This is a genomic window from Bacteroidota bacterium, assembly GCA_016715945.1.
In the GTDB taxonomy this organism is placed as follows: Bacteria; Bacteroidota; Bacteroidia; order Bacteroidales; family F082; genus JALNZU01.
The window spans coordinates 1,661,558-1,674,269 of sequence record JADJXJ010000001.1; the positions used below are offsets into that span (position 1 = coordinate 1,661,558).

Genomic DNA, 12,712 nt, shown 5'->3' on the forward strand with positions numbered 1-12,712 from the left:
CCTCAGATTGTCATGATATCTTTTTCTTTGAGCTCGTAGAGTTTGTCAATCTTAGCGATGAACTGATCTGTCAGTTCCTGGATCTTTTCAACGAGTTTTTTCACCTCATCTTCCGGGATTCCCTCTTTTTCAAGCTTTTTGGCTTCTTCGTTGGCTTGCCTGCGGGCGTTGCGCACGCTCACTTTTGCTTCTTCCACCTCCACTTTGGCACGCTTCACCAGTTCGCGGCGGCGTTCTTCGGTGAGCGGGGGCACGTTGATGCGCAGCAGATCAGCCTCTTTGGTAGGGTTGAAACCCAGGTTGGCAGCCAGGATGGCTTTTTCAATGGCATGTATCGAGCTGCGGTCGAAAGGTTGCACAATAATCTGCCTGGGATCCGGGGTACTGATATTGGCCGTCTGTTCAATGGGCACATGGGCGCCGTAATACTCCACAATCACACCTTTCAGCATCGAAGGGTTGGCTTTGCCCGCCCTCACTTTGGCCAGCTCACGCTCCAGGTGTTCCACTGCATGCACCATGCTTTCTTTGGCCGATTCAAGCACAAACAACGATTCTTCGGTCATGGCTCACTGTTTTTTATTTCACAAAAATAGCGGCTTTTGTTCGATTTTTCTGCTTCCGATGTTTAAAAAAGCATTTCAGATGGGCTTAAACAGCCCGAAAAGCCTTTTGTCGTAGGTCGAAGTCCAGATGTATCGTCCCGAAACTTCAAAGTGTTCTCCTGCGGGATTCCACACATAAGTGCGCAACCGGGCATTTCGGAGCGAAGCAGGTCCGCTGTCGAACCGCCAGGCCGCATTGAGGGTAAAGCCTGCTCCGGGCAATATTTTTCGCCCTGTTTCACCTGCTAACCAAACCACCGGAAGACTATCGGGGTGCACGCGAAACTCAAGCACAAGCCTGGCCTGGCTCAGGGTGTCGCTCGCCTGGCAGCGCAAACTCACGGCCACCACATCATCCTGAGGATCAAACAGGCTATCAGATTCAAAAAGCAAGCCATATTCGCTGCCATCCACAACGAAAGGTGGCTCAAACCTATCGTCACGCAGCAAACGCTCGCCAGGCGCAGGTGCAAAGGGCTGCCTGCTGCGGCGAAGCAGATAGTATTCGGCATTGAAATAAACCTGATGGGTCACAACTTCCCCATACACCGATCGCGCTGCGGCTATCCACTCGTAGGGAACATAATCGGCCCAGGCAAAACCGAGGTATTCGGTCGGCAAAGTATCGAGCCAGGAAGAAAAATTGCCCAGAGGTTCCCGCTTGTTGAATAAACGGTAGCCTGACACCTTATTTTCAGGCATATAAAAGGCAAACATAGCCGGCGTGCTGCTCACAGCCGCAAAAGTGAAATCGCCGCCCAACCTCGAGGCATCTTCAACTGCCCGGGCAGGCGCAAGCGCAAAGGCCTGCTGTTGCATGAGCTGTACATGTTTGCGGCCAAAAAGCAAACTGCCGGTTCCGGCAGCGAGAATGATGATAACCACAATCAGGTGGACTGAAAAAGATAAGCCCCTGCCAAAGGAGAAAATAGCCAGCATCAGAAATGGAAACCCAAATATCAGGGTACTAAACTGAAGCACAGGTACCCGCCAAACCGAATAGGCAAAGCCAAGCAGCAACGGAATGAAAAACAAAAGCGCAAGCACCGATCTGGTTTGCCAGACTTTAGAAACCTCAGCTTCTGCGGCCGAACCGAAAAATCGGGGAAGAAGCAGCACTGCGCCGAAGATGACAGAATAATTGACCACATAGGAAAAGAAACCCGCAAGGAATGCTGGCCCGGGTTTGCCTAACCAGTCGCCAATGCCACCTGCGCGCAACTGGGTCAAAGTAACATTCAAACAAGGCAGATACCAAAGCAATGCCAGCAATCCAGTGAATATCAGGCTCTTGTATTGATGGCGCCCGGAAAGCATAAAACCAGAAACAAAAATCAATCCTGCCTGAAAGGCCGAAAAATGATGCATCCAGGCCGAGAGTGCAAAGGCAAAAGATAGCCAGAGGTGTTTTGGGCCAAACCTGCCGGAATCTGCCTTTATTATATCGATCAGCAGGTTGAAAGCCAGAAGGCTGAGAAACACGCCGGGAATGTATGGCCTTGCCATCTGGCTGTAATACACAAAGAACTGCATACAGGCCATGGCTGCGGCCGCCTGCAAACCGGCTACGGAGCCAAACAGCCGCTGGCCTGCCCTGTAGAGCAGCCAGATGCTTGCCGTGCCGAGGAGTACGAATGGCAGCCGAAGCCAAAAATGATCGAAACCTGCAATCCTGGTCCAGTAGTAAAGAAAAATCTGCACACCCGGCGGGTGGCTGTCGCGCAAGGCCACTCCTTCGCGGATAAGCTCGCCCAGGCTGGGATAGCCAAGCCTGAAAATGGCGCTGAACTCGTCGTGCTGAAAAGGCATCAGGTGCAGGCCCCACAACCGGAAGGATAGACCTGCAAGCAGGACAATTGCCACAGGCAAAACCTCACGCCATTGGAATGCTGCCTGTTTCAAAGCCTCAGCTTAGTTGGTAACGATGGTACCCACCTTTTCGCCACGAAGCACCCTGAGCAGGTTTCCCGGCTGATTCATGTCGAATACAATAATGGGCAGATTGTTTTCGCTGCACAAGGTGAATGCGGTCAGGTCCATTACCTTGAGCTGTTCGCGGTAGGCCTGGTCGAAGGTGAGGCTATCGTATTTGACAGCATCCGGAACCTTCTCAGGATCTGCGTTATAGATGCCATCGACACGGGTTCCTTTCAGAATCAGGTCGGCCTGAATCTCAATGGCCCTGAGGGCAGCAGCAGTATCGGTGGTAAAGAACGGATTGCCGGTTCCGCCACCAATGATCACCACTTTGCCTGCTTCGAGCAGCTGTATTGCACGCGGACCGCTCATCGACTCTGCCACACGATCTACATAAACCCCTGAAAGCAAGGCTGTTTCAACACCCATTGCTTCGAGAGCCGACTGAAGGGCCATGCTGTTGATCAGGGTGGCAAGCATGCCCATATAATCGCCTTTTACCCGGTCGAAACCTTTGCCTGCACCCTGCAAGCCTCTGAAAATATTGCCTCCGCCTATCACAATGGCCACCTGTGCCCCGGCTTCGGCTGCCGATTTTACCTCTGCGGCATACTGGTTCAAAATGTTGGTGTCGATGCCATACTGTTGTTTTCCCATAAGGGCTTCGCCGCTCAGTTTGAGCAGTACTCTTCTGAATTTCATTTTATATTATATTGTTTTTCAATGTTTTACTAAAACCAATAACCTATATTTATAAAGCCGATCGCTCCGCCCCCATTATTGCTGCTCATCAGGCTGAGCTCGAACGGACCGATGACGCTCTCCCAGCCAAGGGTTGCTCCATAGCCGGCAATCAATCTTGGCCCTTGCAAAAACTGGTCAAAAGTTTCGGTGATGAAACCCACATCCAAACGAGGTATGGCATAAAACTTCGGCGCAAAGTTGTTTTGCCACAACATATTCATATTCAAGGTATAAAGACCTGTGTTTTCGATGAACCGCAGGCCTGTAAACGGGATAAACGATCCATAAACACTCTGATGCGACTGCCCGCCGAGAATAAATCGGTGCTGTGGAGGTGGCAAATGCCCCCGAATGGTGAAACCTCCCACGAACCCATAACGGAAGGTATTGTGATCGTTGATGGGCACATTGGTATGGTATCTTGCGCTGAAGATCAGCGCATCAGGGGTTACCAGACTTTTCGGGATGGCTGTCAGCCGCCTGACGTGCCTGGCATTGACCTGAAGCCGGGTGCCGGAGGTAGGAAACTGGTTTTTGTTGTAGGAGTCCTGCGACCAATCGACGTAGTTCACCATGTAATCGTGAAAACCATAAATCCCCAGATCGGTGAAGTTGGTGCGAATCCTGATTTTCTCGAGCATTGTGCCTACGCGCAGCCGGTAGGTATTTGTGTAGGTCCATTGCGCAAAACCCTCGAGGCTCGACTGGTTGATGCGATAGATATCGAAAATATTTTGCTGTTGGTACTGATTGAGCTTGAGGTTGAAGAAATTGGCACGCAGTCCGAACCCTGTTTTTGCCCCGCGATCAACCAGATAAAGAGCTTGCAGCCTTGGATTTTCGCCCAGGTTGAGGTCGATGAAAAGCTTCGAACCTTTGAGCCATACGTTTTTAAAGGTGGCATTGAGGAGCAGGGCAGCTTTGTAATCGTTGTCGTAGTGGATGCCTGCCCCAAGTAAACCAGACTCAGCTTCCTTCACATTGATAACCAAACCATTGCCTTCTTCCGCCGGGAGAAAATGATAGTCGATATGCTCAAAAAAACCGCTTCCGTAGGCCCGTTTCAGGTTGGTTGTGAGCTGATTCAGATGCACCCAGGAACGGGGCACGACTTCGAGCATACCGTCCAGAAACTCTTTCGAGACCCTGTTCAGGCCGTTGTATTGCAAAAAGGTCACGAAGATGCTATCCACAGGTTTTCCGTCGAGTTCAGGAAAAGTCCCTGGCTCGATGGCATTGAGCGAATCGGCCAGCCTGCGCAATTGAGGCAAGATGTTTCGTGCGGCCTCTTCGCCCCTTTGCATGATGAGTTCATAATCGGCAAAACTCATCATATCGAATCCGCTCAGGTCAGGTTTGATGTATATATCTGTCAGTGCGACAGCTCTTTCGTTTGTGCTCTGGCGATAAAAACTGGTTACCTGGTCGAGTATGGTAAACATCGAATTCAGCCTTTCGGCAGGATGCAGGCCGGTTTGTACATCGACACCTATAATGATATCAGCTCCGGCCTGTTTCACTTCTTCTACCGGAAAGTTGTTGACCACGCCCCCATCCACAAGCAGTTGTCCATTCAGCACCACCGGATTGAAGTAGCTTGGAATCGACATGCTCGCACGCACTGCCCGATGCAGGATACCCTCGCTGAGTACAACCGCATTGCCATTCTCCAGGTTTGTGGCTATACACAAAAAAGGTACGGGCAGTTTGCTGAAATGCCTTGTGGCATAGGCCGGGCTGAGATATTTTGCAAGCAGCAGATCTACCATCTGCCCGGCAACAAGGGCCTCCTTCACCTTTACTTTGCGCTCCACTATTGGAAAGGTGATGATGAAACGGTCGGAGTTTTGCTTTTCTTCAATGGGAATAAACGCACGCGGTATGCGGTCGTTCATTGTGGCATCCCAGTCCTGTGCCCTGATGATTGCAGCAATGGTATCGGGGTGATAATTGAGCGCATACAAGCTCCCGATGATGCTTCCCATGGAGGTGCCGCCTATGTAGTCGAAATGCAGACCAGCTTCTGTAAGTACTTTAAGCACACCAACATGGGCAAAACCCTTGGCGCCGCCACCACTTAGCACCAGCCCCAATTTGGGTCGCCTGCCATCCATTTCGGCACTGCTTCGGGCACGAGCTACCGATAACCATGCCGATGCAAGCAGAATGACAACCACCGCTGATGCACGGATTTTTCTCGCATTGGACTGTCCTGCTGGCATGGAGTTTTTTAATTATAACAGTGGCAAAAATACCAAAAGCACTTGCGCAACAAACAGCAAAAACGTTTGGTCCTGACAAACTCCCTGAAGTGTATTGCAGACGAGGGCCTCCTCAGAACTTGTCGGGGAAAGTCTCGTAGATGATATCGGTTTTTTTAAATCCGACAAAAAGGTTGAAAAACTCTGTATAGTAAGCCGAGAATACCACTACTTTATATTTCGTACCAGCCGACAGCCCAATGGTATCGGCGGCCGAAATCACACGGTTGTCCGCCCCGTTGTTGAGGATGAGCTCAAAACGCGGGTTTCCGACTTTTTCAATAAACCACACCGCATTGTCGTTGAGTGTCAGTTCGGCGGAGCGTTCGCCGGCGCTGGTGATGTTGTAGAGGATAAGAAAGTTGTCGGGCGGATTGACGATGGGCTTGCTGTAGGAAAGCACAGGCCTGTCGCTTGGCGAGGGTCTATCAGGAAGGCAACCAACCAGCATGAATAGAGCCAGCAAGGCAGGAAGGCATGTATGCAACCGTTGTTTCAGCACACGCAAGTGTTTGTATATGACAAAGTTAATACAAATGCAGGCTACACCATCACTTTTCCATGGCAGTTTTTGTATTTCTTTCCACTCCCGCAGGGACAGGGGTCGTTGCGTCCCACTTTCTTTTCGGCGATGATAGGCTGGGTGATTTCCTGCTTCTGGGTATTGCTGTGTGCCTGTGAGAGCAGGTCGGAGCGCTGTTCTTTCATCCTGCTGCGGTCGATGCCGCGTGAGCGCTGGGCCTCGCGTACATTGCCAGCATCCTGCATGGGTATGTCGGCCCGCATCAGGAAGGAAATGACCTCACGGTTGATGCGGTTAACCATGTTTTTGAACAGCTGGAAAGACTCGAACTTATAAATCAACAGCGGGTCTTTTTGCTCGTAGGTGGCATTTTGTACCGATTGTTTCAGGTCGTCGAGTTCGCGCAGATGTTCTTTCCACGATTCATCAATCAAAGCCAGGGTAATGCTTTTTTCGATGGCCAGAGTAACCTCGCGGGCGCCATTTTCGACGGCTTTCCGGAGATTGACAATCACCTGCATGCCTTTGCGGCCGTCGGTGATGGGGATGGCGATGTTTTCGTATTGTTTCTGGTGTTCGAATACGTCACGAATCACCGGCATGGTTTTTTCACCAATGCGGCGCGTTTTCTCGCGATAGGCTGCGCTGGCCTTTTCGAAGAGCATCTGGGCAAGCTGCTCGGCTTTGGTTGCGAAGAACTCGTCTTTGCTGAACGGCGGCTCGATACCCAGATGGTTGAGTACACTCATGCGCATGCCTTCGTAATCGCGGGTTTCCTGATGTTCGGTGATGATGTTTTCGCCCAGGTCGTACAGCATATTTGCGATATCGAGCGAAAGGCGTTCGCCGAAGAGGGCGTGGCGGCGTTTTTTGTAGATGACTTCGCGCTGGGCATTCATCACGTCGTCGTATTCGAGCAGGCGTTTACGGATGCCGAAGTTGTTTTCCTCCACTTTTTTCTGCGCACGCTCGATCGACCTGGTGATCATGGAATGCTGGATGACTTCGCCCTCTTTCAGTCCCAGGCGGTCCATCAGGCCGGCAATGCGGTCGGAGCCGAACATGCGCATGAGGTCGTCTTCGAGCGACACAAAGAACTGCGAGCTGCCGGGGTCGCCCTGACGTCCTGATCGGCCTCGCAGCTGGCGGTCAACTCGCCGCGACTCGTGCCTTTCGGTGCCAATGATGGCCAGACCACCGGCCTCTTTTACGCCCGGCCCGAGCTTGATGTCTGTACCACGACCAGCCATGTTGGTGGCTATGGTGACCACACCGGCTTGTCCGGCTTCCTTCACAATCTGCGCTTCGCGCTGGTGCTGCTTGGCATTGAGCACATTGTGCTGAATGCCGCGTCGTTGCAGCATGCGACTGAGCAATTCGGAAGTTTCTACCGAAGTGGTACCCACAAGCACGGGCCTACCGGCTTTTACCAGCGAGTCAATCTCGTCGATGACTGCATTGTATTTTTCGCGTTTTGTCCTGTAAACCAGGTCTTCACGGTCTTGCCTGATGACAGGCTTGTTGGTGGGGATCACCACCACATCCAGCTTGTAGATGTCCCAAAGCTCGCCTGCTTCAGTTTCGGCTGTACCGGTCATACCGGCCAGCTTGCTGTACATCCTGAAATAGTTCTGCAGGGTGATGGTGGCATAGGTTTGCGTTGCCGCCTCCACCTTGACATTTTCCTTGGCTTCGATGGCCTGGTGCAGGCCGTCGGAATAGCGTCTGCCTTCCATGATGCGGCCCGTTTGCTCATCAACAATCTTTACCTTGTTGTCGATGATCACATATTCCACATCCTTTTCGAACAGGGTGTATGCCTTAAGCAACTGATGCACAGTGTGCAGGCGTTCCGACTTGATGCTGAAGTTGCGGATCAGCTCCTGCTTGCGCTCCATCAGCTCCTGTTCGCTCAGGCCGCTTTTTTCGAGCTCGGCAATGCCGGCACCCACATCGGGCAGGATGAAAAACTCCGGATCGTTGTACGACTGGGTGAGCAGATCGATGCCTTTGTCGGTGAGCTCGACCGAGTTGTTCTTTTCGTCAATCACAAAATACAGCTCATCATCAATGATGTGCATGTTTTTCATTTGTTCCTGCATGTAGAAGTTTTCGGTCTTCAGCAGCAGGCTTTTCATGCCTTCCTCGCTCAAAAAGCGGATGAGTGCATGATTTTTGGGCAAACCGCGGTGTGCGCGAAGCAACAATTCGCCACCTTTTTTGAGGGCCTCGTCGGACGGATTGCCCTGCAACAGTTTTTTGGCTTCGGCCAGGATAGAGCTGACCAGGTTTTTCTGTGCGTTGTACAGTTTTACCACATCCGGCTTAAGCACATCAAACTCGTGGCTGTCGCCTTTGGGTGTCGGGCCACTTATAATTAAAGGTGTACGTGCATCATCAATCAAAACCGAGTCCACTTCGTCCACAATGGCATAGTGGTGTTTGCGCTGCACAAGCTCGTCGGGATTGCCTGTCATGTTGTCGCGCAGGTAGTCGAAGCCGAACTCGCTGTTTGTACCGTAGGTGATATCGGCAAGGTAGGCTTTACGGCGGGCCAGAGAGTTGGGTTCGTGCTTATCGATGCAATCTACGGTCAGGCCGAGGAACTGATAGATGGGACCCATCCACTCCGAGTCGCGTTTGGCGAGGTAGTCGTTCACCGTAACAATGTGCACCCCTTTGCCGGCCAGGGCATTGAGGTAAACGGGCAGGGTGGCCACCAGGGTTTTCCCTTCACCGGTAGCCATCTCGGCAATCTTACCTTGATGCAAAACGATACCACCGATGAATTGCACATCGTAGTGCACCATGTCCCAGGTGATCATATTGCCTCCGGCCATCCATTGGTTGCGATAGCGCACCTTGTTGCCTTCGATGACCACATTGTCCATGCGAGCGGCCAGGTCGCGGTCGAGCTCGGTGGCAGTGGCCTCAACCCACTGGTTTTCCTTGAACCGGGCTGCTACCGCTTTGATCACGGCAAAAGCCTCGGGCAAAATATCGTTGAGAACTTCTTCTGTTTTCTCGTACTGCTCCTTCTCGAGCTTATCTATCTGATTGTAAATCTTTTCCTTTTCGCTATTGTCCATATCCGGATTCTCGTCCAGCTGTTGTTTCAGCTGTGCGATGCGCTCTGTTTCGGAAGCAATATGCTGGCGGATACGTTCCTTAAATTCCTGCGTCTTTGCCCTGAGCTGGTCGTTGTCGAGCTGGCTGATCTGGGCGTATGCAGCCAGGGTTTTTTGTAATATGGGTTGTATGGCTTTAAGGTCGCGGGTGGCCTTGTCGCCGAAAAGCTTTTTGATAAAACTCAGCATGATCGTGCTTTTTATGTAGACTGTACAGTGTTGTCAAAAACCAGGCCAAAGCCTGAATGTTTGTGTTTGCAAACTGCGGCGCAAAGATAGGTCAAAAACCCTTGAGGGGTGCGTGTTAGCTTTCAAGGATTAACAAACTGCCGGGCAAGGCGTTGCAGATGACCTTCAAGCCGCTGGTCGGTTGTGGGCGCCGGTATCATTCCCACCTTTGCCCCAGGCAGATAAACCGACAGATGTGGAAAAACCCTGACATCCAATGCATCAAGCAGGCTGTAGTTGTGCCCCAGGTTATAAACTTCCCAGTCGAGCTTGTTGCGGCGATGAAAATTGCGGTAATGCTGAAAGCTTTCGGGCAGGCTGATGGTAATGAATTTATACTGATTACCAAGGCGCTGATGCAGTTCGCGCAACTGCTGAAGTTCAAATTCGCAATATTTACATTCGGGGCCAACCAGAATGAGCAGCATGGCCGGACTGCCCTGATCTGCAACAAGTTCGCGGCCGCCCTCGGTCTGCAGCCTGAATTGGGGTGCATCGGTACCCGTTGCCAGCCATTTTGCCATGAAAACAATGTTCTTCGCTATGCGCGCATGCTGGGGAGTGGAGGTGGCTGAAGCCAGTTCTGAAAGTATTTTTTCGGCCGACCTGCCGGTGTGAAGCGGATTGTTAAAGTTGTTGACAAAATGAACCAGCACCACCAACTCCCTGAACTCCGTCCGTGCGGCAAGCAGCGGATCGCGCCGTATCAGGTCATCGAATGCTTTCCAGCCTTTGGCTGCAGCTTCGACATATTCCTGATTGCTCCACAACCTGTTCTGAATCAGGTGGTTCTTAAATGTTTCGTTCAGGAGTGCCACATATTCGGGCTGAGAAGAAAGCACAGGTTTTTTGGCAAAATAGCGTTCGTACACCTGTGCCGGTCCAATCTTGCGCACCACCTGCTCGACCGAAGCCACTTTATAAAACACATAGTCGTCGAAAAACGGGTTTGCCTGTTTAGGCGACAGCCTCCTCATGACAGTTCTGAGGCTGTCAATCAACCTGCCTTGCTGCAAGCGGTAGAGGGCATTGAAATGCTCCACCACGAAAGCATTGTATGCCACATTGGCAGCTGCAATGGCTTCAGCCAGACCACCATCGTCTGCGCTGAGCAGTTTGACGGACAATGGTTGCGGGTCGTAGAACGAAGCAGCTTCAGCCTTACGAAGTTCGAGTTGTACGCGGTATTTTCCACCTGGCGACACAAACATTTCTGTTTTGTAGTGGGCGGCGGCTATGGTAACCCAGCCCGGTGCGGGCAGGTCGAAATCCAGCATGAAGCTGCCTTTGAAATCGCTGCCTGAAGCTGCGATCTCTTTTTGTCTGCCCGAGATCAGGTCGTCGGGTGCAAGCACCCTGACCGGATAACCCGGCAAGGCCGAGATTCCCTCGACACGCACAATGGCTGCCTGCGACACAAACGCAGTCAGGAGCAAGATGCCGGTAAGAAACCTGAACATGTGTTTTTTTTAGGAATTGAACGAAACGCCAGGCGTTAAATTGTCAGGTTGAGGCCGGGCGGTAAAAATGGGCTCACATCGCCGCCGCTGCGGTACACATCGCGCACTATGCTCGAGGTGATGGGTGTGAGCTCAGGCGAGGTGAGCAGAAACACGGTTTCGATGTCGGCATCGAGCATGCGGTTTACCTGACCTATTCCGCGCTCAAACTCAAAGTCGGCCGAGGTTCGCAGCCCCCTCAGAATGTAACCGGCGCCAATGCGACGGCAATAATCCACCGTAAGCCCTTCGTAATGGTCAATGCTGACTTTGGGATAATCTTTGAAAATGCTGCTGAGCCATTCGAGTCTTTTCCCGAGCGGGAAAAAATACTGCTTCTGCGCATTATGCCCGATAGCTACAACCAATTGGTCGAACAGCGGCATGGCCCGAAGCACAAGGTGGTAATGTCCGAGGGTAACCGGATCGAAAGAGCCAGGAAAGACAGCGATCTTGCTCATTATTCTGCGATTTCGGTTCAAATATATTACAAAAGACAGGGTGGCCGCTCAACAACTTTTTGCAGGCCTCACTTCATGTAAGCTATGATGAATCCGACGAGCATTTCTTTGATTGACCGGTAGGAACCGTCCAACACCTTTTTTATGTCGTTAGGCTCCACCCACATGAGGTCGCTTATTCCCTCATCCAACTGAGGCTTAAGCGGTTGATTTGCAGATGCATGCATCACATACCAGCGGGTATGTTTGAGTTGCCACCGGCCCTCGAGCAGATAGGCGTGCCAGGTATCGGGAGCCTGCGCAACAATGGTCAGATTCCGGAGTCCGGTTTCTTCACTCACTTCACGGATGGCAGCCGATTCGGCCGTTTCACCCTCGTCGAGATGTCCTTTTGGCAAGTCCGGCATGCCGTTGCGCAAAATCACCAGCAAACGCCCCAACGGATCAAGCACCAATCCTCCAGCCGCTTCACGCTTGCGGTAAGCCGGAAAATATTTGTCGAAAAAAGCTTCCGGCCCGCCTTTACACCATATATAAATGTCCTCAGGTGCATCCGGTTGGAGCAATTTTTCCAGCTGCGCCGGAAGCTCATGGCTTTCTTCGCTGCATTTTTTTGTGTCGTCGCAATCGAGGTGAATGCAAGTATGGCCGATAAAAACTTTGTAATTTTGGGGCATGAATGTAGCCGACCCTTCCACAGACATTTTGGCAGGATATTTACTGCAAATTAAGGCAATAAAACTCAGTCCTGCCAATCCATTCACCTGGGCTTCCGGGCTGAAAAGTCCAATTTATTGCGACAACCGCATCACCCTCTCCTACCCTACAATACGCAACCACATCCGCATCGAATTTGTGCGGCTCATACAGGAGCATTTTGGCACGCCCGATCTGATTGCCGGGGTTGCCACAGGTGGTATAGCGCATGGCGTGCTTGTGGCCCAGGAACTTGGGCTGCCTTTTGCTTATGTGAGGTCGGAAAAAAAATCGCACGGCCTTGAGAACCTGATCGAAGGCGTGGTCAATCAGGGGCAGACGGTGGTTGTGATCGAAGACCTCATTTCGACCGGCAGCAGCAGCCTCAAGGCAGTGCAGGCCCTGCGCGATGCAGGCGCCAATGTGAAAGGCATGCTCGCCATTTTTTCCTACAACCTTGCACAGGCAACCGAAAATTTCAAAGTCCACAACTGCCCCCTCCACACCCTGACCAACTTTAACATCCTGGTTGAAAAAGCACTGAACGACAACTACATAGACGAACAGGCCTACGCTTCGCTGATCGAATGGCGAAAAGACCCCAAAGCATGGAGCGACGCGCGTTGAAAAAGTAAACCTCAGAAAAAAAC

At 51.7% G+C, this 12,712-nt stretch carries 10 protein-coding genes; 1 reads left to right on the forward strand and 9 read right to left on the reverse strand.

Going from position 1 to position 12,712, the window contains the following annotated elements; all coding sequences use genetic code 11:
• Positions 1 to 2: 2 nt before the first annotated feature.
• From frr to IPM52_06400, 9 genes are all read right to left on the reverse strand, one after another.
• The gene (gene frr / locus IPM52_06360) at positions 3 to 566 is read right to left on the reverse strand and encodes a ribosome recycling factor (GenBank protein MBK9291230.1); all 564 of its coding nucleotides are present in this window, start codon (positions 564 to 566) and stop codon (positions 3 to 5) included.
• Between the two features lie 75 nt (positions 567 to 641).
• Entirely contained in the window at positions 642 to 2,507 is a 1,866-nt protein-coding gene (locus tag IPM52_06365) for a glycosyltransferase family 39 protein (GenBank protein MBK9291231.1), read from the reverse strand.
• A gap of 9 nt (positions 2,508 to 2,516) precedes the next feature.
• Positions 2,517 to 3,224 carry a UMP kinase gene (locus IPM52_06370; protein ID MBK9291232.1) on the reverse strand — a complete coding sequence of 236 codons (708 nt, stop codon included), beginning with the start codon at positions 3,222 to 3,224 and terminating at the stop codon, positions 2,517 to 2,519.
• Between the two features lie 29 nt (positions 3,225 to 3,253).
• A complete protein-coding gene (locus IPM52_06375; protein ID MBK9291233.1) occupies positions 3,254 to 5,488 on the reverse strand; it encodes a patatin-like phospholipase family protein in 2,235 nt (744 codons plus the stop codon).
• A gap of 112 nt (positions 5,489 to 5,600) precedes the next feature.
• The gene (locus IPM52_06380) at positions 5,601 to 6,029 is read right to left on the reverse strand and encodes a hypothetical protein (protein ID MBK9291234.1); all 429 of its coding nucleotides are present in this window, start codon (positions 6,027 to 6,029) and stop codon (positions 5,601 to 5,603) included.
• 41 nt (positions 6,030 to 6,070) lie between these two features.
• Positions 6,071 to 9,367: a preprotein translocase subunit SecA gene (secA, locus tag IPM52_06385; protein MBK9291235.1), complete on the reverse strand. Its 3,297-nt coding sequence runs from the start codon at positions 9,365 to 9,367 to the stop codon at positions 6,071 to 6,073.
• Positions 9,368 to 9,489: 122 nt separating this feature from the next.
• Entirely contained in the window at positions 9,490 to 10,866 is a 1,377-nt protein-coding gene (locus tag IPM52_06390) for a redoxin domain-containing protein (GenBank protein ID MBK9291236.1), read from the reverse strand.
• A 35-nt stretch (positions 10,867 to 10,901) separates the two neighbouring features.
• On the reverse strand, positions 10,902 to 11,366 hold the full coding sequence (gene coaD, locus IPM52_06395) for a pantetheine-phosphate adenylyltransferase (GenBank protein ID MBK9291237.1): 465 nt from the start codon (positions 11,364 to 11,366) through the stop codon (positions 10,902 to 10,904).
• 68 nt (positions 11,367 to 11,434) lie between these two features.
• Positions 11,435 to 12,070 carry an NUDIX domain-containing protein gene (locus IPM52_06400; GenBank protein MBK9291238.1) on the reverse strand — a complete coding sequence of 212 codons (636 nt, stop codon included), beginning with the start codon at positions 12,068 to 12,070 and terminating at the stop codon, positions 11,435 to 11,437.
• On the opposite strand from IPM52_06400, the gene IPM52_06405 reads away from it, so the two are divergent.
• Positions 12,042 to 12,689, forward strand: a complete 648-nt coding sequence (locus IPM52_06405; GenBank protein ID MBK9291239.1) for an orotate phosphoribosyltransferase — start codon at positions 12,042 to 12,044, stop codon at positions 12,687 to 12,689. The genes IPM52_06400 and IPM52_06405 overlap by 29 nt on opposite strands.
• The last annotated feature ends 23 nt before the right edge of the window (positions 12,690 to 12,712 follow it).